Annotated in this window: 21 protein-coding genes and 1 pseudogene; 14 read left to right on the top strand and 8 right to left on the bottom strand. The window is 36.2% G+C overall.

Annotated elements, in window-relative coordinates:
* Positions 1–27: 27 nt before the first annotated feature.
* Positions 28–618, bottom strand: coding sequence for an IS607 family transposase (locus tag SAGCYANO_RS15935; RefSeq protein ID WP_202220982.1), 591 nt, complete (start codon positions 616–618; stop codon positions 28–30).
* A 256-nt stretch (positions 619–874) separates the two neighbouring features.
* Positions 875–1,264, bottom strand: a pseudogene (tnpA, locus tag SAGCYANO_RS15930) (IS200/IS605 family transposase); the annotation flags it as partial.
* A gap of 69 nt (positions 1,265–1,333) precedes the next feature.
* On the opposite strand from tnpA, the gene SAGCYANO_RS49270 reads away from it, so the two are divergent.
* The 4 genes from SAGCYANO_RS49270 (at position 1,334) to SAGCYANO_RS15915 (ending at position 4,189) form a co-directional block, all read left to right on the top strand.
* On the top strand, positions 1,334–1,594 hold the full coding sequence (locus SAGCYANO_RS49270; RefSeq protein WP_307785902.1) for a hypothetical protein: 261 nt from the start codon (positions 1,334–1,336) through the stop codon (positions 1,592–1,594).
* Positions 1,512–2,642: a transposase gene (locus tag SAGCYANO_RS15925; RefSeq protein ID WP_307785903.1), complete on the top strand. Its 1,131-nt coding sequence runs from the start codon at positions 1,512–1,514 to the stop codon at positions 2,640–2,642. The genes SAGCYANO_RS49270 and SAGCYANO_RS15925 overlap by 83 nt, the downstream gene beginning before the upstream one ends.
* Positions 2,643–2,721: 79 nt before the next feature.
* On the top strand, positions 2,722–4,035 hold the full coding sequence (locus tag SAGCYANO_RS15920; protein ID WP_202220981.1) for a D-alanyl-D-alanine carboxypeptidase: 1,314 nt from the start codon (positions 2,722–2,724) through the stop codon (positions 4,033–4,035).
* Positions 3,974–4,189 carry a hypothetical protein gene (locus SAGCYANO_RS15915; protein ID WP_202220980.1) on the top strand — a complete coding sequence of 72 codons (216 nt, stop codon included), beginning with the start codon at positions 3,974–3,976 and terminating at the stop codon, positions 4,187–4,189. Before SAGCYANO_RS15920 ends, SAGCYANO_RS15915 begins: the two co-directional genes overlap by 62 nt.
* Before the next feature lie 1,469 nt (positions 4,190–5,658).
* Here SAGCYANO_RS15915 and SAGCYANO_RS15905 read toward each other — a convergent pair.
* The gene (locus SAGCYANO_RS15905; RefSeq protein WP_202220978.1) at positions 5,659–6,522 is read right to left on the bottom strand and encodes an NAD(P)-dependent oxidoreductase; all 864 of its coding nucleotides are present in this window, start codon (positions 6,520–6,522) and stop codon (positions 5,659–5,661) included.
* Between the two features lie 457 nt (positions 6,523–6,979).
* Between SAGCYANO_RS15905 and SAGCYANO_RS15900 the strand changes: the two genes are divergently transcribed.
* The 8 genes from SAGCYANO_RS15900 (at position 6,980) to SAGCYANO_RS15870 (ending at position 12,693) form a co-directional block, all read left to right on the top strand.
* Positions 6,980–7,468, top strand: a complete 489-nt coding sequence (locus SAGCYANO_RS15900; RefSeq protein ID WP_375339942.1) for a hypothetical protein — start codon at positions 6,980–6,982, stop codon at positions 7,466–7,468.
* Positions 7,469–7,541: 73 nt separating this feature from the next.
* Positions 7,542–7,670, top strand: coding sequence for a hypothetical protein (locus SAGCYANO_RS47610; RefSeq protein ID WP_255502570.1), 129 nt, complete (start codon positions 7,542–7,544; stop codon positions 7,668–7,670).
* A 126-nt stretch (positions 7,671–7,796) separates the two neighbouring features.
* On the top strand, positions 7,797–8,252 hold the full coding sequence (locus tag SAGCYANO_RS15895; RefSeq protein ID WP_202220977.1) for a hypothetical protein: 456 nt from the start codon (positions 7,797–7,799) through the stop codon (positions 8,250–8,252).
* A gap of 16 nt (positions 8,253–8,268) precedes the next feature.
* Complete coding sequence (locus SAGCYANO_RS15890) at positions 8,269–8,859, top strand: hypothetical protein (protein WP_202220976.1); 591 nt, start codon at positions 8,269–8,271, stop codon at positions 8,857–8,859.
* A 2-nt stretch (positions 8,860–8,861) separates the two neighbouring features.
* Positions 8,862–9,932, top strand: coding sequence for a hypothetical protein (locus tag SAGCYANO_RS15885; protein ID WP_202220975.1), 1,071 nt, complete (start codon positions 8,862–8,864; stop codon positions 9,930–9,932).
* Between the two features lie 14 nt (positions 9,933–9,946).
* Positions 9,947–10,468, top strand: coding sequence for an SPFH domain-containing protein (locus SAGCYANO_RS15880; RefSeq protein WP_202220974.1), 522 nt, complete (start codon positions 9,947–9,949; stop codon positions 10,466–10,468).
* Between the two features lie 101 nt (positions 10,469–10,569).
* Positions 10,570–10,869 carry a hypothetical protein gene (locus SAGCYANO_RS15875; protein WP_202220973.1) on the top strand — a complete coding sequence of 100 codons (300 nt, stop codon included), beginning with the start codon at positions 10,570–10,572 and terminating at the stop codon, positions 10,867–10,869.
* Positions 10,870–10,965: 96 nt separating this feature from the next.
* Positions 10,966–12,693: a tetratricopeptide repeat protein gene (locus SAGCYANO_RS15870; RefSeq protein ID WP_237396212.1), complete on the top strand. Its 1,728-nt coding sequence runs from the start codon at positions 10,966–10,968 to the stop codon at positions 12,691–12,693.
* A gap of 165 nt (positions 12,694–12,858) precedes the next feature.
* On the opposite strand, the gene SAGCYANO_RS15865 is transcribed toward SAGCYANO_RS15870, so the two are convergent.
* From SAGCYANO_RS15865 to SAGCYANO_RS15845, 5 genes are all read right to left on the bottom strand, one after another.
* Positions 12,859–14,283 (bottom strand): NAD(P)/FAD-dependent oxidoreductase, encoded by a 1,425-nt coding sequence (locus SAGCYANO_RS15865; protein ID WP_202220971.1) that lies wholly within the window; start codon positions 14,281–14,283, stop codon positions 12,859–12,861.
* A gap of 467 nt (positions 14,284–14,750) precedes the next feature.
* The gene (locus SAGCYANO_RS15860; protein ID WP_202220970.1) at positions 14,751–16,091 is read right to left on the bottom strand and encodes a methylglyoxal synthase; all 1,341 of its coding nucleotides are present in this window, start codon (positions 16,089–16,091) and stop codon (positions 14,751–14,753) included.
* Positions 16,092–17,062: 971 nt separating this feature from the next.
* Positions 17,063–18,856 (bottom strand): vWA domain-containing protein, encoded by a 1,794-nt coding sequence (locus tag SAGCYANO_RS15850; protein ID WP_202220968.1) that lies wholly within the window; start codon positions 18,854–18,856, stop codon positions 17,063–17,065.
* Between the two features lie 207 nt (positions 18,857–19,063).
* Positions 19,064–19,198, bottom strand: a complete 135-nt coding sequence (locus SAGCYANO_RS47605; RefSeq protein ID WP_255502569.1) for a hypothetical protein — start codon at positions 19,196–19,198, stop codon at positions 19,064–19,066.
* 707 nt (positions 19,199–19,905) lie between these two features.
* The gene (locus SAGCYANO_RS15845; RefSeq protein ID WP_237396211.1) at positions 19,906–20,322 is read right to left on the bottom strand and encodes a hypothetical protein; all 417 of its coding nucleotides are present in this window, start codon (positions 20,320–20,322) and stop codon (positions 19,906–19,908) included.
* A gap of 430 nt (positions 20,323–20,752) precedes the next feature.
* Here SAGCYANO_RS15845 and SAGCYANO_RS15840 point away from each other — a divergent pair, with 430 nt between their 5' ends.
* Positions 20,753–22,540 carry an ABC transporter ATP-binding protein gene (locus SAGCYANO_RS15840; protein ID WP_202220966.1) on the top strand — a complete coding sequence of 596 codons (1,788 nt, stop codon included), beginning with the start codon at positions 20,753–20,755 and terminating at the stop codon, positions 22,538–22,540.
* Positions 22,541–23,328: 788 nt separating this feature from the next.
* Positions 23,329–23,760 (top strand): hypothetical protein, encoded by a 432-nt coding sequence (locus SAGCYANO_RS15835; RefSeq protein WP_202220965.1) that lies wholly within the window; start codon positions 23,329–23,331, stop codon positions 23,758–23,760.
* Positions 23,761–23,877 lie beyond the last annotated feature (117 nt).

The following is a 23,877-nucleotide window of genomic DNA, read 5'->3' as shown; positions in this document are numbered from 1 at the left end:
TGAATTAATAGCTATCAATTTATTTGATTAGCTGCCTCTTGCAATTTTTCGACGATTTTTTATTTTTTGGCTACGGCTACCATATAACCTAGCACTAAAAATTTTGATTATTTCTAAGATATCTGTACCCAAATCTTCTTCTTCTGTACATTCAGACAAGTGATTAATAATCACAATTTCTGTGCCAAAAATCTCACAAATTGTAAAGATTAGTTCCGAACCAAATCTTACTAAACGGTCTTTATTCGTTAAAACTAAACGCTCTACTTTTTCTGAGCAGATCATTTTTATTAATCTTACTAACCCCCGTTTTCTATAATTAATTCCTGAGCCTAAATCTCGGATAATTTCTACTAGCCAACCCTGATTATTACAGTAGGCTTCTAGTACCATAATTTGTCTATCTAAATCCGCTGTTCGCTCAGAATTGGAAATGCAGGCATAACCAATAGTTTTACGTTCTCCAGCTCTTAGTCCAAGAAGAGTAGTAACATCATATCGGCGATGTCCATTTTTAGTTCTTTCTGATTGGATTTTGCCTTCGCGTTCCCATCTTCTTAGAGTACTTTCTGCTACTCCAAGTAGTTCTGCGGCTTTCCCTATAGAAATTTTGCTCATTTTCAGAACTTAGCATATTCAATAAACAAGTTTAGCAAATAATTTAGTAAAATTTTGTAAATCTTTAATCATTTATTTTCTCAGTAATTAAAGTAAAAAATAATACTTTTTCCTCAGTAGGAGTCTTCAAATTGATGATTGGCAGAGGTTTGATGTCTTACTGTTGCGTATGTCAAAACCTAAAAAATGACGCTCAGAAAGTTCCCGGAAGATTTATCCCCTGGTTGAATAACGACACGCGGGTAACAAAGCGGCGTTACTTTCCGGTCTGGTTTTCAATATACTTTTTAACTGTTTCCGTTGAAGCATTTCCTGTTGTTGCGCAAAAAAAGCTAGGAGTCCAAAGTGTGGGTAGCTTTAGTAATCTAGGAAATTCTTTTCTCAAGTGATGAGAAGCCCTACCTTTGACTCGTTTGATAATTACAGAGGGTGCAAAAGTTGGGTCAACTTCTAAAAATAAATGTACATGGTCTGGCATTATTTCAAGTCCTATGAGTCTCCAATCATGCTCAGTACATAACTCAAAAATAATTTCTTGTAGCCGCTGTTTGACATCTCCTACCAGTACTGGTTTTCTACGTTTGGGACAAAATACAAAATAGTAATTTATTAATGTTACTGAGTGGGGATTTCTTCTATATTCGTCTGGTTTTTTTCATATATGTAGATATATTATGTTGAATAGTGCTATTATATCTACAGGAGGTGATGATTAATGTACGGATGTCAGCAACACTTAGTTAAAAGTAGTCCAGAAGTAATGGCAACTATTGAGTACCTTTGCACAGAAGCCAATAAGCTTACTAACTGCGGGATTTACTATTGTCGTCAAATGCTGTTTAAAGCAGGACGCTTTGTGTCTAAAGCTGAACTAGATTTTGAGTTAAAAAGTAATCCGCATTTTAAGGCCATGCGTTTGCTCCGCAACGCTAGCGCGAACAGCTTGTGCCCAACAAACACTGCACTCTGTAATTGAGTCCTTTAACTCTTATGCAAGACTTGCCAAAATGTTTAAATCAGGTCAACTGACACAGAAACCAAAACCACCAAAATACCGTAAAAAATATGGTTTAGCAGTTGTAAGTTATCCGGCGCGTTGGGTGAAGTTGGTGAATGAAATGCTTAAGTTTCCACTGGGCAAGCAAGTTAAAGCATGGTTTGGCATTGACCATTTCTTGTTACCAATGCCCTTGAACCTAGACTTTAAGCAAATAAAAGAATTTAGGTTCGTCCCTAGAAATAACTGCTTTTACCTAGAGTTTGTCTATGACCAACCAGAACCTAAAAAAGGCCAGCTAATAGCAGAAAACGTCTTAGGCATAGACCCAGGATTAAATAACTGGTTAACCTGTGTGAGTAATGTGGGAAAAGCTTTTATAGTTGATGGAAAAAAGGTCAAATCCCAAAATCAATGGTACAATAAGCAAGTAGCCAAAATCAAAGCAGGTAAGCCTGGTGACTACTGGGACGATAACTTAGCAGCTATTACTGAAAAGCGCAACCGTCAGATGCGGGATAATGTGAACAAAGCAGCAAGATTTGTTGTCAACTGGTGCATTGAGCATCAAATAGGTACAGTAGTTTTTGGTTGGAATAAACGCCAAAAAGATAGTATTAACATTGGTAAGAAAAATAACCAACAGTTTGTTCAAATACCAACAGCCAAGTTAAAAGCCAGGATAGCTGAATTGTCTGAGCAGTATGGGATTAAGTTTGTTGAGACTGAGGAAAGTTACACAAGTAAGGCTAGTTTTCTAGATGATGATTTTCTGCCGACATTTGGTGAAAAACCCAAAAGGTGGGAGCCATCAGGAAAGCGTGTTAATCGTGGTTTGTACCGTTCATCAACAGGTAAATTGATTAATGCCGATGCTAATGGAGCAGCCAATATTTTAAGAAAAGTATCGACACAGCTAGAAATAAATCTAGCCAAGGTCTGTAGGGGAGTCTTGATGCTTCCACAGCGATATAAGTTGGATAATCTAACTCAAAAATATCGTCAGCAGTGCGTTGCATGGCAATAGCGCCCGCGTAGCACATCCGCTAAGAATCTAGGGTGTTTTAACCCCTAGAGACATCAATTGAAAAAAATTGAATTGATTTATGTGGGATTTGTTCAGCTATGGAATTATATCTCTATGGCTAGAAATGGCAGGCATACAAACTATTGGGCAAAATACTGTAACCATACTCAAATGGCAAACAGGTTTACCCCAATTAATTTCACCTGAAAATTCCGATCAAATATTAACTATAGAAGTAGATGAATATTTGAAAGGTTTGGCAGCCAAGAGATTACTAACTTCCGATGCTCAGGGTATATGGATACAGTCAGAATTTAAACTTTTGCATGGCCACGAAGGTACAGTTCCCATGCCTGGTGCTTCCTTAACAAAAATCGCCACATCTTTAGCTGCCCTAGAAACTTGGGGACCTCAACATCAATTTGAAACCTCCATCAGCACCACAGGCCCAATTACAAATGGAATATTGCGAGGAGATTTAGTAATTAATGGCGGTAATGACCCATATTTTGTCTGGGAAGAAGCGATCGCCCTGGGGAACACCATCCAAAAACTAGGAATTAATCAAGTCACAGGTAATTTGATTGTAGTAGGTGATTTCTGGATGAATTATCGGACTGACCCTATAGTTGCAGGCCAATTATTCCGAGAAGGTATTAATTCAGCCACTTGGTCTAATAATGTGAGAAATATCTACAACCGAATGCCACCAGGAACACTTCAGCCAAAAGTGGCGATCGCTGGTTCTGTAATATCCCAAAAATCTGTATCTACAGAAATTCCAATTGTTCGACACAAGTCTTTGCCACTTATCTATATTCTCAAAACTATGAATGTGGAAAGTAATAATGAGTTGGCTGAAATAATAGCTAGTAATTTGGGTGGAGCAAAAGTTGTTCAACAAAAAGCTGCCTGGACTGCGGGAGTGCCTCAAGCAGAAATTCAGTTAATTAATGGTTCTGGGTTGGGAGTGGAAAATAAAATTTCTCCAAGAGCGGTAAGTGCAATGTTAATTGCTATTCAAAGGTATCTTCAAACTTCTAAGTGGGTTATTGCTGACTTGTTTCCGGTATCTGGTTATGACCGAGGAACTTTGGTAGACCAGTCTAGGAATATTCCCCAGGGTTCGGCGGTGAAAACTGGTACTCTCAATGATGTGATTGCTTTGGCTGGAGTTATTCCTACCCGTGAAGAGGGTTTGGTTTGGTTTACGATGATTAACCGAAGTCCCTACTGGGAAGCAACACGGGTGGAGCAAGATAAATTTTTACAGCAATTGGTAAGTCTTTGGGGAGTTACTGAAGTACCCGAGGTTATTACTCCTCAGATTAATGGCGATCGCTTGGGTTTGGGAGCTAGCGATCGAAATCAGATTTTGGAAAAATACAATTAAGGCGTTGCCAGACAAGGATTTTGCCACGGATACACCTATGATTAATCTGCATCCTGTGAAGCTCAAAAAAAAAACAGCAAGGTTTTTCCTCTTGCATCGCCAAAAAAATCGTGATACTATTTTATTATTGGGGTTCACTCGCCCCTGTGCATGACTTTTTATTCAACGCAAAAATAGCATATCGCCACTGAATATATATAGAAGAGATACTCACACTATCAAAGCAGAAAAATTATCATTCTGTGAAGCACTTTGCTGTAAAAGTAACGATCAGAAAATTTGCCCGCCCCATCAGCCAGACAAGGATTTTGCCACGGATACACAGATGATTAACCTGCATTTTGTGAAGCTCAAAAAAAACAGCAAGGTTTTTCCTCTTGCATCGCCAAAAAAATCGTGATACTATTTTATTATTGGGGTTCACTCGCCCCTGTGCATGACTTTTTATTCAACGCAAAAACAGCATATCGCCACTGAATATATAGAAGGGATACTCAGAAATCAAACCAGATAAATTTCATCATTTTGTGAAGCACTTGAATAAAGAAGTAGCGATAGCCAAATTTTTCACCCCATCCACAGTATCGATATTATTTATGTAGAAGCGTAGGCTATATTCACAACCAAAGATTTTCATTTTGTGAAGCTCAAAAAAAACGGCAAGGAATTTCCCCTTGCATCTCCTAAAAAATCGTGATACTATTTTGTTATAGGGTGTAACACGCCCCTACGCATGACTTTTTATTCAACCCCAAAACAGCATATCGCCACTGAATAGAATATATATGAAGAGATACTCAGAAACCAAAGCAGAGAAAAAATATCATCCTGTGAAGCACTTAGATAAAAAAAGTAATGATAGGAAAAATTTTCAACTCCATCAGCCAGACAAGGATTTAGCTACATATACAGGGATGATTAATCTGCATTTTGTGAAGCTCAAAAAAAACGGGAAGGTTTTTCTCCTTGCATCTCCTAAAAAATCGTGATACTATTTTGTTATAGGGTGTAACACGCCCCTACGCATGACTTTTTATTCAACTAAGTAATGGCATATCGTCGCTGAATACTATATAGAAGAGATATTCACACATCAAAAAAAGAGAAATATCATCATTCTGTGAAGCACTTAGCTCAAGAAGTAACGATCAGAAAATTTGCCCGCCCCATCAAGAGTATCAATATTATTCATGAAGAAGCGATGTAGCTACCGCACTTGCTCCGCCAACGCTATATTCACAAATCCAGAAAATTATCATCCTGTCAAGACCAAAAAAACGGCAAGGCTTTTCCCCTTGCATCCTCAAAAAGCGAGTGTGTAATTCCGAGGTCTCCTCGGAATGAAAGACACACTCAAGACAAATCATGATATGATTTAGTTATTGGGGGTAACTCGCCCCTATACATGACTTTTTATTCAACTAAGAATTGGGTGAAAATTTACAAATTGCAGGAGGTGTCCAATAGCTAAAAGTTTTATATTATAAGCTTTTATTCCCCTGTTGCCTATTGCCTGCGCACAGCGCTACTAATTGAATTTTATAGATCAAATCAGCAGCGCCACAATTAAGGGTGATTTTTTCATAACTTTGGAAGAACGTGCTTATCAAAAGAAAACATATTCTAGTTATTTGGATTAACTGCTGAAAATAAAGCAGAATAATCCACATCTGATAAACCTAATTCAATAGTTTTCTCCAAAACTTTACGCACTCCTTCTTGAATACTCACATCAAGTCCTGCTGATTCTGCCGCATTAATAAATATGTTCGTATCCTTCAATAAATGTTTGGCTGGAAAATTAGGATTTTCATAATTTCTGTCTAACATTCGTTGTAACTTTTTATCAAATGTTGGAGCATATAAAGCGCTATTCCGAACAATTTGCATAAACAAATCTACATCTATTCCTTCCCTAACTATTAATCCTAAACTCAGAGCAAAAGCAGTTGTTAAAGAACCAATTAATTGATTCATTGCTAACTTAATTGCAGCACCACTACCCACCGCGCCAATATGTAATGGTTCGGAACTAAATATCTTTAATAAACCACACCATTTTTCATATTGTTCTGGCGAAGCTCCTACCATAACAATTAAACTGCCAGATTTTACTTGAGGAATACTGCCCAAAACAGGAGCTTCTAAATATTCACAGCCACAAGCCACAACTTCATCTCTAATTTCTTTACTTTCAGTAGGGGAAATAGTTCCCATTTGAATCACTGTTCGACCCGATAATTCGGCTTTTGAACTATCAGATAAAAGTACATTTTGAATAGCTTCAGCATTAGTCAACATCAAAATCAAACATTCAGAATTTTGAATAGCTTCTACCGGAGAATTAGCAATATTAGCACCTACTTTTTGTAAAGGTTCTAATTTTGATTGAGTCCGATTATAAGCAGTTACAATATGATTAGCTTCTAACAATTTTTGAGCCATTGGCAGACCCATTAAACCCGTTCCTAAAAACCCAATTTTCATTAGTTATTTCCTCTATATTTTTATATTTGATTACCATATTTTTTATATTTGTCAAAAAATAATAGCGTTAAACAAACTAATTCAAAGCAATGATTTATAGAAATATTGTGCTAAACTTGCTAAGAAAATGCAATGATAATATCAATATTTGTCGAAACTGGAAAGGCTAAAATCTTTAGTTAGTTGACGAGTAATTTGCAATTTATAGGTAATCCTAAATAACCTACTTTTAGAGTAAATTAGTCTAATAATATTACTCTGTATTATTTTACTCCCTAACTCCCTAACTCCCTAACTCCCCTACTCCCTTACTTCCCCACTCCCCACTCCCCTACTCCCTTACTTCCATTATGCCCTATAGTAAATTTACCCTCAGTAAAGTCGTAGAAGATTTTCAACTGACTATCATCGAAGGCGATCGCTTTTTACCAGACGTTTCCCAATTAATCCTACTGCTTTGCTCAAAGATACCCTCAAAGAAACAGTACCTTGGGCGATCGCTGTGGGTAGTGAAAAAGCTCGTTCTGAAGGTATTATTAATCCCGTATTATTAGAAGTAAAACGTCAGCTCAAAGGAAAAATTAGTGTTTTTTCTGGTGAAGAATTCGCCGTACAACCAGAAGTTGATTTGACTGGGTATGTTGATTTTCTGATTAGTCGTTCTCCAGAGCAATTGTTTATTAAAGCTCCTGTGGTGGTATTAGTTGAAGCGAAAAAAGAAGACCTGAAACCAGCTCTTGGACAATGTTTAGCACAAATGGTAGCAGCTCAACGGTTTAATCAACAGAAACAGCAACCAATTTCTACTATATACGGTACAGTGACAAGTGGTACAGTTTGGCGGTTTCTCAAACTAGAAGAACAAACAGTAACAATTGATTTGACAGATTATCCATTGCCACCCGTTGAGCAAATTTTGAGCTTTCTGGTTTGGATGGCAAGCTGAAGTCAGAAGTCAGAAGTTAGAAGTCAGAAGTAATTTCTGATATTAAATCCTAATAATTGCTTATTGTAGGTCATTGCGACTAGAACGGAGTGGAAGGAAGCAATCTCAGGAGTTGCGCAAGATTACTTCTACTACTGATTGTTCTGCTTGGCGATCGATACAGTTTATTTGCGTAGCTGTAGTCAAGAGATATACAGTTTAATGCTGCTTGGCTTTTTGATGGGAAATGGCCAGAAAACCATTTGTTGATGGCTGAAATAAAATTTACTATAATATATTGAAAATGTACTTTTTATCAAGTAAAACTTCATAAAGGTCTATAAAAACTATGCTAGAAGCAGCACCACTGGCAGAAAAAGTTACTTCATTTATAGTTCCAGCAATCCCATATCTTTTAAAAAAAGGAGGGGAAGAAGTCTTCGCTGGAGCTTCAAGAAAGGTAGGCGCAGATACTTTAGAATGGGCTAAAACTATCTGGGAAAAACTTGTTTCTCGTTCTGGACCAAAATCGAATGAAAAAGAAGCGGCTATTACAGAAGCTGCTACAGAAGTAGCAAATAGTCCTTCTGATGAGGATGCACAAGCTATGCTACGTTTTCAAATCAAGAAACTTCTTACGGATAACCCACAAGTAAGCTCAGAGATTGAGAAGCTTCTTCATCAAGCAAAAACCTCTTCCACTCAAACAGAAATTCACATTGGGGGCGTACATATTTCTGGCTCAACTGTCTCGCAGACAAATGGAGATATTGTTGGGGGCGATAAAACCGTTGGTAATAAGTAGTTGAGGACTTAATCAGATGAGCAACAAACCTACTTCAGACGATCCTAATGTAAACGAACCTCAGTCTGAAGACTTTAATTCTGATAAAGCTGAATCAACGGAGGAGGAAGACAACGAATCCGTTGAGGCAATATCAGAAGAAGAAGGTCTCGAATCAGCAGAGAGTGTATTTAATCCCGAAGCTAACCAAGCTGAAGACTCTGGTTTAGACGCAGAAAAAGAATTTTTCAAATTTATAAGCTTTTGCAAAAAAGCACAAGAACTTGGACTTGAAAACTTATTCGGTACAACAAATAATTATTATGACGGTATTCATATTAAGGATAGTCATGTAGAAAGCAAGAATGGGCATTTTGTAGGAAGAGATTTAAAGACTAATTCAAATGTTAATACAGAGGGACTTTCAGGAGAACAAAGTAACAAATCACTTGATGACCAAGAGAAAAATGAGTCTATTGAGTCAGTATTTGATAGACGTGAAAATGTTAAACAACGTAGCTTTATGATTGCTCTAGCAGCACTTAATGGTTGTAACTATTACACAGTGTATAAAGCTAGTCAGAAATTGCAGTCTATTCTTGAACCGGAAGAAAAATTGGAAGCATAAATATGACATCTAGCAGTCTGAACATAGGAGTAAACGAGAAAAAACGTAGTGAATTGCTTCAGGAGGTTTCTGCACATTTAGTTGAAGGTTACGAACTTACTGAATCTGGGAAAAATCCCATAAAGAGAGTTTCGTATAAAGAGCAAGAAGCTCCGCTGTCTATTCTTTCCTATGTTTGGGATGAGTATGATACTTACGCAGAAGCCACACTTCAGTGGTTATATGAGCTAGCAGAAGGGCAAAATTTTGAAGCTCGCTTGAAGGTGGCAGAAACTGCAGGGAAGTTAGCAACCTATGAGTTTCGTCCAGTTCGTGAAAAAATACTTTCACCTTGGGCTAAATCAGGTAAACCCAGTGTTCAAAAATTAGCAGCTTTAGCTCTTGCTGTAGTGGCATATAACGAAAATGAGGAGATCGCCCAGCAAGCTTTAAATCTTGTCGATCACTGGAGCAGTTTAAAAACATCGCCCCCTTTGCAATGGACAGCTATTGCTGCATACGGTGGTTATATAGGATTGCTTGTTCCTGAAAAAGCCCTTGATAACTTAAAGATAATTGCCCAATCAGGCAATGGCAAGTTGTTCTCAGATATTGCTAAAGCTGTGGAAAAGTTGTTTAATGCGGGTGTTCAACTTCCTAATCTACATGGTCTTGTGTTAAATAGACTTAGAGAATGGGTAGATCAAGATGACAACACTTCTGTTTATAGATTAAGTTTGCTTATTTTCAGGGGGTTAATGCGTAAATCATGGATTGTGAAAAATGATATTCGACAACCAACCTTACTTTGGCTAGCAAAAGAAAGTGAGGATTTTGAAGACTCAATAGTATATCTGATGAGGAATGGTCTCAATTTAGGGTCAAGAAGAGATTCGATACTGACTGAAATTCTTAATTGGTTGGAGTTTGTTGATCGACATCAAACTTTATATAAAACTCTTGCGAGAATTATTTTTACTCTAGCTGCCAGTTCTGGAAATGAGCGCAAAAGAATATGCTATTACCTAAATATGTGGTCTAGAAATTCTCAAACAGCTATTCGGATTCTAAATTTAATTAATCAAAATTTGTAACATAGGAGCAAGAAATGCCGGAAGAAAAGTTACTTTTTGTAGAAAAGGAATTGAAGCGTTGGAAACGTCCTGAATCGCCAAAACTGGGGACTGCTCTTGTTTTTATTGGTGGTAAAAAGCCTGTTGTTGTTTATGAAGGTGAGCGGGGTCCGACACAAGGAGAATTGTTGTGGGGGAAATACAATACATTCTATGAAGTGGATATGGGCGATCGCTCACTGGAATTAGAGGAAAAGTTACCTTTTGCTGATGGCTTGGAGTTTCGTGCAAAAGTTGAACTAACTTATGCGGTGAGCGATCCTGCTCTGATTGTGAACGATCGAATAACAGATGCAGGTCAGTTAAAAAAACAAGCAATTAAGGTGATGCGACGTACTAGCCGCGAATACACTTATGAGCAGATTGGAGAAGCCGAAAATATTATTGCTGCTATAATTAAAGATGAGGTTCGTGAGAAAGGCTTCAAGCCGATAATCTCTGCTTTTGTTGAGATATCTGGGGATAAAGAAATTAGTCAAATTAAAAAGATAGTGTAGTAAATCAATTAAAACAGGCAACTGATTTCGAGTTAAAGAAAAAGAGGGCGGAATTCTTTGTAGACTTAATCAAATCTGGTGACTGGCAAACTCTCTTGGCAATGTTTAATCCAAACGATCCAGCAGATCAAAAAATGCTAGATGTAGCGTTAAATCAACAAGAAATAGATAGTCAAAGAAAGCAGGAAATGGTGAAAAATTTAAAAGACTTAATTGAAAAAGGTAAATTAGAAGTTTGGGAACTTCATGAATTTGCTAAGTTATTCACGGGTGGGGTGTTTGATCAATCAGTGGCTTCTTTAGAGAGTCAATTAGAATCTAACAAACCAGAAGATTTTCAGCAGATTCAGGATTTTAAGCCATCTATACCTGATGAAATTAGCCGAGACAAAGACGATTAATCATCAAACTGCTCAAGTAAATCGATGTGGATTGAACAGGAATTACGCAAAGACACTATCTATAGCATTCAAAAACTATAACGTTAGAAATATATAGTGCTTAGAGCTAAAAAATGCGTAATTCCTGTTGAAAAGGTAAACTATTACTTTCTAAGATTTATGGGATTTGTTTTTCAAAATTTGTGGGAGTTTCTATTACCTATACCCATGCCGTGGCAAGTATTAGTGGTGTTTTTGCTAGCAATACCTCTTGCTCCGTTTTTCGCTCTTCGTTTTCTTCCGTGGGCAACCGTAATATTTTTGCAAATAGCTTTATATTTTGCGAAACTTATTGGCTCATTATTATTATTGTTTTTTGACTACCAAATAACTTCAAGAATAAGAAAAAGGAAAGGGGAGCCACCAGAAATAGTCTACATACTAGGTTATTTTCTAGTTGATATTATTGGATTTATTGAATCTTTAAAAACAAAAGCAGAAAACTTATCTCTAAAAATAGAAAGAATACCTTGGTTGCTTCGTCAAAAAAAGTGGTATGCTTTACCTTTAATTATCGTACCTATTTGGTTTATAAGTCCACATATAGGCTTGGCTGGATTAATTAATAATAGTGTCACAAATTGGTGTTCTCTTGAACACTGGATTATGGCTGGTGAATGGAGACCTTCAGAGCTAACGTGCCATTATCCTGGTTCACCTCCTAGATGGGATGCTTCCTTAAAAACTAAAGAGTATGAATCAAAGAGAAACATTAAAAAATATACCAAGGAAATAGAAGCTCAACCTAACAGCAAGACAATATATTATAAGCGGGGTAATGCTTACTTAGATATAGAAAATATTGAAGCTGCTTTTAAGGACTATACTGCAAGTGTGAAAATAGATCCAGAATATGCACCAGCCTATGTTGGTCGTGGAAATATTTATCAAAAAAAAGGAGATAAAGATGCTGCTTTTAAAGAGTATTCTAATGCAGTTAATATAGACCCCAAATATGCACCAGCCTATGTTGGTCGTGGAGATGTTTATCAAAAAAAAGGGGATAAAGACGCTGCTTTTAAAGAGTATTCTAATGCAGTTAATATAGACCCCAAATATGCACCAGCCTATGTTGGTCGTGGAGATGTTTATCAAAAAAAAGGAGATAAAGACGCTGCTTTTAAGGAGTATTCTAATGCAGTTAATATAGACTCAAAATATGCACCAGGTTACGTTGGTCGTGGAGATATTTATCAAAAAAAAGGGGATAAAGACGCTGCTTTGCAGGAGTATAGAAAAGCCATTCAAATTGATTCTAACTACGGGCTTGCTTATGCCAGAATAGGAAATATTTACTATATTAATTTTGAAAAACATAAAGCTGCGATTAAAGAATTTGAAAAAGCAGCAAACATTTTTTTAAATAGCGGTCAAACTGACTCTTATAATGAGGTTATTAGTATATTAAACCAGCTAAAAAAGTATTATGTTTTATTTACTAAAGACAAGAAAACAAAGGTAACACAATTATTTTTATACAAAGAAGCTTGTGAAGCAGGAAAACACAGTGGTTCTTATTCTGTTTTTGTTGAAAATGCTGCGAGCGGTTTACTCTATCCTAGTCAGTGCGGAAACTATAATAATGATTTTGCTAAGTACAAATTTGTTGACAATAAGGGAGCTGAGAGGTGCAAAGGAGAAGCTGAATTTGAGTATGTTGGTGGTAAAGACAATTTAGTCATGACACTATGGAAGGTTAAAGAAACTGTTCCTGGTTACGAATGCACCACCATAGGTAGAGAGGACCCACTGGAAATGTATCGCCAGGAAAGAAAGTTTGACTAAGGAATAGTTGTAGCAGTCACCGTCAAAAAACAAGAATTTGAGTTACCATTCCAATGCAATTTTAATTCTTTCGAGTAGATAATCATATTCTTTAATATTTGTCAAGCTACAAATTATCAAACTAAAAGGCAGGTGAAATACCTACCTAAAACCAGATTTTATTGTTTAATTACTGTGCAGTTCAGGAATATTTTGCCCCAGAACAGTTTGCTCAAATTGTTGATTATTTTTGATTATCTGCCCCAAAATTTTTGCCATAATATCAGGTTGAAACAGAATTTTTGGAGGTTGAGTCAGTTGCATGACTACTATATATTTTTGATAAACTTCCGGGTGCTCTACAGAAAGCCGCAATACCTGGTCTAAATATTGCTGTATTAATCTTGTCATCCAGTCTGGTTTAGCACCTTCTGTACCTGGCCAACGTAAATCTTCCGAAGTTGCCATTAACCAAGGGATAGAATTTACTTGAGCAAGTTGCTTCTGGAAATACTTGTTTAAACCTTTAAGACTGGGATTACTTTGCAGACATCCATCAAGGGTGATCGCTCCTAAAGCAGCTACAGTCATACCTTGACCATAAACAGGATTAAAGCAACAGACTGCATCACCTATAGCAACAATACCATCTGGTAGTCTTGATAATTTATCGTAATGACTGAGGCGATTTTCTGTACGTCGGTAGCTATAAACTGGGGAAATGGGTTGAGCATCTTTAATAAATTCGTAGACAATGGGATTTCGCAAACTACGGGCAAATTCTAGGAAACCAACTTCATCAGTAGGAGGATAATCTTTGTTGATACCATAAAGAGTAGTCACCCAACAATTGTTTTCCACCGAATAAATTATCCCCGCACGTTGATCATTGGGTGGCTTTGTTGCTACTGCTAATACTTTCCAATCTGTCTGAAAACCCTCTGGACACTTATACCATCGACTACTATAGCCCAAAAAAGAATTTATTACTGTTTCTTCAGGAGCTTGATAACCTAAAGCAGTTAACCATTTAGGTAGAGAGGAATTTCGCCCACTAGCATCAACAACTAAGTCAGCAGTTAAATCTTGTTCGTGAGAATTTGACTTTATTCGTACTCCTGTAACTCTAGAGTTATTAACGTTGCTGAGTAAATTTTTTACCTGAGTACCTTCTAGAAATTGCACACTGTAATCAGCAGTTAATTGACGACGTATTGACCACTCTAATAGATGGCGACTACAAAGACAACTTTTTATATCTGAACGAAACCGAGGTTGCCAACCAAATAAATTATACCAGGGAAATTCTGCTGCCCAATCAATTTTTAGGGAACCTGCAGTTTCCAAATTTTTGACTAAACCAGGAAACAGTTGCTCTAAAATTTGTTGACCTTTGGATAATAGTACATGGACATGATGGCTTTGAGCTACTCCTGGCCGAAATTGGGGATGTTCGGGAAAGCGATCGCGCTCTACTATTGTTACTTGCTGAAAATGGTTTGTTAATACTCGTCCTGCTAATAACCCTGCGATACTACCACCAATTACGATTGCATGATTACCTTTTTTAGGTTGTTGCTGTGAAATATTTATTTTGTCTGAGTAGATCATTATTTTTGTCTAAAATTTAAGAATTTACAGTACTGAAGAAATTTTGAAATTACTTCTGCTTTTCTCTTTTCTTCCCTCCTGACTACTTATAAGAATTCCCGTGCATTAATGCTATACTTAGGCCACACTTCAATTATTACAGCGGGTTCCACCTTGGTGAGGTACACCCCGAAGCGAGCAAGATGCTCGCACTGGGAACATTTAATTTTTCATATCTGTACTTCATATACTTGGAATTTGCTGTAAATACAGGACTTACGCAAATTCTTAGACAATACGCTATCTGTAAGGGGCGAATGGCATTCACCCCTACTATATACTATATATGGCGGTTTTGCCTAAATCATGAAATAATTAACAAAGGTCGAATAACTTTTTTGCTAATTAGCAGCTAAGTTAATTTTAATTATTCTTATGTTTATTTCTCCCTCACTACCCCACTCCCCCGCTCCCCGCTCCCCCACTCCTTAAAGCAGAACCTGATTTTTAACTCTTGTTGGTAAAGATAAGAAACTCCAGGCAGATTTTTCTTCAACTTCATTAGTTGGTGGAGCAAGCACAATTAAACCATCAGGAATACACTTAATTTCAACTGGAGTAGTGCCAATAATTTCACCGTCAAGAACAACTTTTTGTGGTGGATCTGTACTAACTTTTACCTGCTTGGTTCGCAAACCAATAGTATCTTGATGTTGAGCAGGAGTTTTAAATATGCCTGACCCGAACATTCTAACTACGGTATTAACAGCTTGCAGTCTACTATTGGAGGTAATAATCATTACTTCTAATAAACCATCATTCATAATTACTTCTCCCAAACCTTGAGCTAAAACTGATGTGGGTGGAGCTGCATTGGCAATAGTTATTGCTCCTGCTTCAAAGGTTTTGGTAACACCGTCAATTTCTATTTCAACATCAAAAAGTTGTTGTTCGTTTAGTTGTTGCCAACCTGCCATCACATAAGCAAGAACTCCCCAACGGTTTTTTGCTTCTCTATCTGCTCTCTCTATAGTTTCTGCTTCATACCCCACTCCTGCTAACAAAATCATGGTACGCTCATTGCACTGACCAACATCTATTGTACGAATTTTGCCTGCTAAGATGACATCACAAGCACTTCTAATTGGCGTAATACTGGGAATTCCTAAAGCCATACTAAAAGCATTAGCAGTACCTCTAGGAATTATACCCAGAGGAATACCTGTATTTACTAATTCTCCAGCAACAGCAGAAACAGTGCCATCACCGCCAGAAGCAATAATAATATCTGCTTGTTTAGCGATCGCTTCTTTTGTCAATTCTTCTGCTGTTTTATCTATAGTTGTTTCGTGTATATGTAAATGTAGATGAGGTTCGAGAAGTGATTTAATTAATGATAATTCTTGTTGAGCATTGCCCTGACCAGATACAGGGTTGAATATGAGGTGGGCAACAGTAGCTTGAATGAAACTATTAATAATTGCTTCAGCAGTGGCAATATTAATGGCAATGGGAACATTATGTACCTGACAAATACGCAGTAATAATTTGAGGTCTGGTTCATAAGATTGAGAGAATAGGTAATCTACTAAACAGATAACAGCAATAATATTTCCTGTGGCTATTTCTGCTGCTATTTGAGCATCTCCTCCCAAGGAAATTGGTAATACAGAGTTTATTTCTATAGCTGTTTCTTGTAAAAGATATTGAGCAGTGTCTTCTGGGGCAATTAATTGATAGCGAGATAGCACAACTTGATGTTGTTTGGCAAATTCAACTAAGTTGTCTTTTTTACTGTCATAAGCAAGTAAAGCAATGGTGTTTGTCATTTCAGTTATCAGTTATCAGTTATCAGTTATCAGTACCTCTTGCAATAAGGAGGCTTGAAATCTGGAATATTCTCTTTCTCTTGGTCGATTTGATAAGTTGTTTCTCCTAATGCTGTTTAATGTTTTCTGGTCAAAAAATTTGAAAGGAAATTTAAACTCGAATTTCTCCTTGTTCAGTTCCGAAGTTAATTTTCGTTCCCACTACCATAGTAACACCACCTCCAGGTTCAAAATCTTTCATGTTATTATCACCACGCATTTTGCAGTGGTTAGATTTTTCAGTCCCCAAAGGCTAGAATTTTTTAGGATTTCTAACTACTTCTGCTACTGGTGCTGAAAAATTATATTTTTTCCCATCGTCTATATGATAAAGTTTACTTGTTTTTTTTGCTCGAACGGGTAATACAAATGGATAAATTTTTGCTATAAATAGCTAGGATATTTCTTAGGATTCAGGAGTCAGAATGAATAACTTTAATAGCAGTTTTTAGGTCTTAATTTATCTTTTTCGTCTAAGATACATCTTCTATAAAGTATTTTAATGGCCCTTATTATTCGTAACATTCTTTTTTCAAAATGGTATAAGTCCTGATAGTTTTTTTGAGGCATTTATAGCAGTAGAAGCAAAAGGCGCAGACATTAGTAAATACTGTTTGCGGAGCATTGACCTAGGAAAAACTGAGTAATAGATAACTTCAGAGTAAGCATTCAGCTATTAGCACTCAGCTATTCCTGCGGAATGCTGCGCAAACAGCAATAAAAATGAATGAAGCAAGTACTCGTTTAACTTCTACTACATTTTCAACTCTATGGAGGAAAATGTATATGTGGCTCGCACTTACTGCTAAGGTTAAGTAATCGGCAATTCTATTACTCATACTTTTAATTCTATAAAGCTGATAGCTGATAGCTGACCGCTGTTTGCGCAGCATTCCGTAGGAAATGCTTACACTTCTGACTTCTGACTTCAACTATATTTGTCCTCTAACAGAACCAAAATTAATTTGAGTACCTGCTGCTAGCTTTAAAGTTCGAGTAGGTTCAATATTTTTAGACTCACCATTAGCCATAATAGCAACCCAAGTTTGATTGGATAAATTTTGTAATCCTAATATATTAGGGTCTTTAGGATTAGGATTAACTTTTGCCACAATTCCATTATTTGATTGAGAGGTTAAACCTGAAATATCTCTTTCATTTAGTTGAGTATTATGGTTAAGGGTAATTACCCGACCATTGATATTCAAAGAAAAACTGCTTCTTGATGAAAGTGGAGGCATTTTTATCGGTGAGTCAGATAAAGTGGAAGTTGTTGCTTCTGAACCACAAACCGTTACTTTTGCCCGACCTACATCTATTTGGTATCCTGGTCGAACGCTTCGCTTGCTACCTGCTTCCACGTCTTCACAGAAAATGTTTCCTTGATCGAACTGAAATTTCAAAGCAACAGAGGGAGTGTCAGGAATATAAACGATACATAGTTCGGGGTTACTCCCCACAGTTACAGTTTCTTTTCCCAGATTCACCGTCTTAATTTCTTTTGGACCATAACTAATTTCCAACCATGCTTTCCGAAATAGAACTTCTGTAATCACAATCATTATACCGATACAGAATCCTAATATGGCAGCACCTATTAATCTACCTGCTAGATCGCCAAAAGCTCCAGCGATGGATAGAAAGGCGATCGCTCCTAGAACACCGCCTACTGCTCCACCAACTAAGGCTCGTTTTCCCTGTAAGTTAGGTATAAAGAATGCCATACCAAAAGCTAATAATGCTCCAAGTAGTCCCCAGGCAATGCTCCTACCTATAATTGCAACATCTGCCATTCCTCCATAAAATAATTCTCCCATTCCTCCTGCGACTAAACCTGCTGTCAAACTACCTGCAACTCCAGCAGTCCCCTGTACAAAGTTGAGGGAGGTTCCTAAATAGCGTTTTTGCCCTGTGGTTAGAGCAATAAATGTACCAATAGCTAGTAAGGCAGTCCACAAGCTAGTAGCAAGGATCAAAGAAGTCTTTTGGTCTTTGGAAACTTGTTGTGTTCCAATAGCAGAAGCGATTTTTTCTCCGATTTCTGGTAAAATTTTGTCAAAGTTTTGCCGAGCAGCAGCAGTATTAGCGAGGGAAAAAATTTCACCACTAATTTCTGTTTGTAATGGTTGGAATGTTGAACGGTATTTATCGCTAATTACTAGATGAAGTTGGTCTATTCTTTGGTCTCGCACAAATTTTTCCGCTGCTGCTACAGAGGGAATTTCTTTATCTGGTATTTTGGGCGAAGCATCAGTAATCAAAAGAATAACTTTGGTGGCATCCTCACGAAATGGCTGTCGTGCTCCTAAAACTAGGGCATCAAGACTACTTTCTGGCCAATCTACCCCACTAATTGTTCTTACTTTGCCTAATTTATTTCTAAAGCTATCTATATCTTTGGTAAAAGGTTTTCCATCAAAAGAGAGAATTTCAGGTTCTGCTCCGTGAAAGCGATCGCGAAAGGCAATTAATCCTACTTGTGCATCTAGTTCTCTTGAGTTTAAAGTAGATACAAAGTTACTGATGCCATTTTTTACACCATTGATTTCTCCTTCCATACTATTAGTAGCATCTAATACAAATAAAACATCAATTTGCTGAAGAGTAGGAGTTGGTAGAATAAATGCCAGTAAGAGTTCACCAATAATTGCACCTATTAAGCAACCAAATGCTGCTAAAATTCCGAATATTAGAATCTTTTTTAGAGCTGCTATTTTTTGATACATGATTCATATTTCCTCCATCATACAAATTCATTTTTTATAATTTAGCATTTCACCAAATTTGATGTTATTCTAACTTGAAAAAGAATGTTATAAATAGTTTCAAACTTTAGAAAGGAAAATTTTTCTTTTTATCCCCTTAAAATAGGAGTATTTAAACCACAATTATTCAGGAAGATAAGACTTTCAGCTAAGTTTACAAATCAGCTCTCAAGGAACAACTTCGGCATTTTTTTGCAACTCATCTATAACTTGAACTTGTTCTTCTAGTGCTACAACAAGTGCTGAAATTTCCTTTGGATATTCTCCACACAAATCTGATATCAGATCCGCTTTATTGGACATAAAAAAAATCGGTAGTGCGTCAAGGAAGTGTGGGGAGGGTGGGGACCCACCCTAGCCCCTCCCCCGACCGTGGAGGGGAATGTGGGGAGAGCTGAGAAAGAAAGTAGGAGGAATAATTGTTGGGTGTATATTTATTGTGCTTGTCTTGATGCCGTCCTAACTTTTTGGTCCAACAAGCTTAACAACTCGCACCCCTTCGCGACAAAAATACGCTCAACCTTATATATATCAGTGCTGAATGATTACCAACCGCCTGCCCTACTTACTTATCCCACACTTTGGTAATGCACAACCAAAAAATCTTCAATCGTGATAACTACGTTCATATTTGTAATTCTCTCTCCTCCTGACTCCTGACTCCTGACTCCTAGAAAGTTAACCATTCTATAACTGTTTAACCGGATTTGGTATTATAGTACAGTTTTACATTTTTTTGCTTCCTTGTACCGGGTTATCCCCTCTTTTTGAATCAATTGATAAAGTGTTTGACGAGGTATGTTATTCATCACAGTATTTAATTTAGTTTAAATGAATCTAAAAATTTTTCTACTGCTCCTGGAATTTCGTGTTCTGTTTCTATTTCACTTGCTCCAACCATATACAACCTTTTTCCTGCTAAATAAACTCTGAATGTAATAATTTCTACATCATTTTCAGTACAAATTCTCGCCCTAAAAATCTTTCTGAATTGTAGGAATAATCCCTAATCAATTTAAAATCTTTAACATCAATAATTTTCTTTTTACTCTTACTAATATCTCTTGTTGATCGGCCAATTGTTTACTATTTAAAACGTCGGAATAAGCAACTACAAATCTTGCTGATTTAGGATGACTTGCAAATACTTTAAAATTAATCTTTCCATTCTTAATTTCAATAACTTCTGTCTCGGCAGTCATTCCACCAGTAGGCATCCAGATGGTAAAATCACCTTCTTTAAAAAGAAATTTTTGCCATTCTATCTGCCCAGATTCAATTGTTAATACAGATTGGGGTTTTTGTATTTCTAGTTTTCTCATTTCTTCCTCTATCTGTAGTCGTCCTTTTTCAAAAAAGTCTGGACGGTTATTCAAGGAAAAACGAGTTTGTTGGTCTATAGTTTGCCTGGAATTATATAATTTCAAGTCCCAATCACTACAGCTAGTATTAAAAATAGTTGCAGCCGTGATTAAGAATAGATTAAGTATTGAGGATTGTCTCAAGATAACAGGGATAATAATTTTACATTTTTTATCTATTTGGGAATTTTTCATAGTTCGTTAATTTAGACTGGCTATATTTACATTATAGTTAATGTTAAATATGTTATAATAACTTCTGCTTTTATTGATATAAAATTATTGGGATTTTACCGAAAAATTCTGGTCTAAAACTTCCCCTTTTAAGGAGATAAAAAGTGGTCGGGAGATGGCGAAGTTTCCTCGCCATATCTAATCGACCAAGAGAAAAGAATATATTCCTTATGTCAAGACTCCTTATTGCAGAGGTACTGAAGTCCGCAGTTTCTCCGGGGGAGGTTAACTGATAACTGATAACTGATAACTGTTAACTGAAATGACCTTGTCAAAAAAAACAATTAAATCAAAACATCCTTTTTTACGTTTGCTCAACTATGGAAGTAGTTATCGTATTCAAATTTGGCAAGCTACTATCTGCTCAATTTTAAATAAAATTTTCGACCTGGCACCTCCAGTTTTAATTGGAGCAGCAGTTGATGTTGTTGTCAAACAAGAAGATTCTCTAATTGCTCAATGGGGAATTCAAGATATTTTTGGACAACTTATAATTTTAACATTTTTGAGTTTAATTGTTTGGGGATTAGAATCAATTTTTCAATATGCTTATGAGCTACTTTGGCGCAGTTTGGCTCAAAATATTCAGCACAATCTACGCATTGAAGCTTATAGTCATTTACAAGATTTAGAATTAGCCTATTTTGAAGAACGCAGCACGGGCAATTTAATGGCAATTTTAAATGATGATATTAATCAGTTAGAAAGATTCTTAGATATAGGAGCAAATGAAATAATTCAAGTGCTAGTAACAGTCTTAATTATTGGTGGTGCTTTTTTTGTTTTAACCCCTAGTGTAGCTTGGTGGGCAGTTTTACCGATGCCATTTATTATTTGGGGTTCAATTGTGTTTCAAAAATTTTTGGTGCCTCGTTATGCTGAAGTTAGAGAAAGGGTAAGTTTATTAAGCGGGCAATTATCTAATAATCTTTCAGGAATTACTACTATCAAAAGTTTCACAGCAGAAGCTTACGAAGTAGGAAGAATTAGTCGAGAAAGTGAAGCTTATAAAATCAGTAATAGACGAGCGATCGCTTTTTCTGCTGCTTTTGTGCCTTTGATTAGAATTATAATTTTTATTGGTTTTACTGCAACTTTATTATTAGGTGGTTTAGAGGCAGTTGCTGGTAGATTAGCTGTAGGTACTTATAGTGTCATGGTATTTTTAACTCAAAGATTATTATGGCCTTTAACTCGTTTAGGACAAACTCTTGATTTATATCAACGAAGTATGGCTTCTACTAATCGGGTGATGAATTTATTGGATACTCAGATTACTATTTATCCGGGAAATATTGCTTTGTCTGTTGAGTCAGTTAAGGGAGAATTAGAGTTAGAAAATGTCACTTTTGCCTATGGGAAAAATCTACCTGTTGTAGAAAATATTTCTCTCAAAATTCCTGCTGGTAAAACTATTGGAATTGTCGGTTCAACAGGTTCGGGAAAAAGCACAATAGTAAAGTTATTACTCAGGTTTTATGAAATACAAGCAGGTAAAATTACTCTGGATGGTATGGAAATAAATCAGATTAATTTACAAGATTTACGGCGAGCAATAGGTTTAGTTAGTCAGGATGTATTTTTGTTTCATGGAACTGTGGCTGAAAATATTAATTATGGTTCTTTTGATGCAACTTTGCCAGAAATTATTGCCGCAGCTAAAATTGCTGAAGCGGATGATTTTATTAATAAATTACCTCAAGGTTACGATACTATTGTTGGGGAAAGAGGACAGAAATTATCAGGGGGTCAAAGACAGCGAATTGCTATTGCTAGAGCTGTGTTGAAAAATCCTCCTATTTTGATACTTGATGAGGCAACTTCAGCAGTTGATAATGAAACTGAAGCAGCTATTCAAAAATCTTTAGAAAAAATTACTCAAAATCGGACAACTATTGCTATTGCTCATCGTCTTTCTACTATCAGAAATGCCGATAGTATTTATGTAATGGAATCTGGTAAAATAGTTGAGTTTGGTCGCCATGAAGAGTTATTAGAAAGTGCGGGAATTTATGCTAGTTTATGGAGAGTACAATCTGGCTTAAAGTAAGGAAGGATTCAACAATTAATAATTAATAATTAATAATTAATAATTACCTCTCCTTGAAAAGAAAAGGATTGACTAAAAGGAAAATTTTTTCTTCTCTTGGTCAATTGGATATGGCGAGGAAACCTCACCATCCCACCCTACGGGAAGCTACGCAACGACTGCTTTTTTATCCTTTAAAGCCTCTCCTTTAAACCTTAATTATTTGGTAAGAAGTAAGAAGGAAGAAATAATAAGGAAGGCAGAAGTGAAATATATTGAAAAAATCCTAATACCAAACCCAGGCATAGTTAGTGAGAATGTAATCAGTTGTTTATACCTAAAGTTCAACAATTGAGATTTCGCACCTAAGCGATCGCCAGTAATAGAACAAAAACCTAGGTTAATAAAAAAAGGAAAATTGTTTTGGTAGTAATGGAACAAATATACCCTAAAAAAATTACTATTTGATAATTTTTGAAACTATAGTTGTTTAACTTAAAAATGAGACGTTTTTCGTCTGAAACTTCCTCAGAGCAAGAAAGCTTTGTCTCAATCTAAAGTTAAATGACTATATTATTGTTTCCTAAGCTTTGATTAATAAATTTAAGGTATTTACCTGAAAAAATTGATTTTTATAAATTAATGATGGTCAAAATTTTAGTCTAAGACTACAAAATTATTTGGTTACTACTAGACCTCTGCAAAAATGAAGCTGAAAGTATTGTAAAATCAGAGTAAAAATTTAGTTTCTAGAGATGTTTCCTGGCAACCAAATATTTATCCTAAAAAATTGAACTTCACATTTAACTATGAATAGATTAAATACTAACCCACCTAATAAAGACAAAAATAATTGGCAACATCAATTAAATAAATTTGTTAAAGCTAATCAAAAAGAATTAGCAGCTTTAGCATGGGGTCTACATTTGGAAAAGGGAGAAACTGATGAGACAATTGGAATTGATTTAAAAGGAACACCAAAATTTGTATATTGTTCAAAAGCAGCTATAGAAACATTAAATCGCAATGTTGATGGTAAAATTCAGGAAATTTTAGGTTTGATAGATGGTTATAAACCAGAATTAGAAGTATTAATGATTGCTATTGGTGATGGTCAAATAAAATTAGTTTATTTTCAACCAGAAACATCCCCACCAGACTGTTTTGAACAACTGGGTCAGAATGTTGATACTTTATTGGAAATATTAGAAACAGGAATGAGTGAATTTATTCAGCTTTAAAGAAGCAGTCAGCACTCAGCACTCAGCACTCAGCATTTTTGTGAGACCCCCTCTTTTGCGGAGCATTCCGTCAGGAAAGGAGATTTCAACTCCTCCTCAACCATTCGCGGGGATTTT

It is taken from the genome of Okeania sp. KiyG1 (genome assembly GCF_014132355.1).
In the GTDB taxonomy this organism is placed as follows: domain Bacteria; phylum Cyanobacteriota; class Cyanobacteriia; order Cyanobacteriales; family Microcoleaceae; genus Okeania.
Note: the sequence above shows the minus strand (reverse complement) of the source record. Positions and strands in the feature narration are given on the sequence as shown.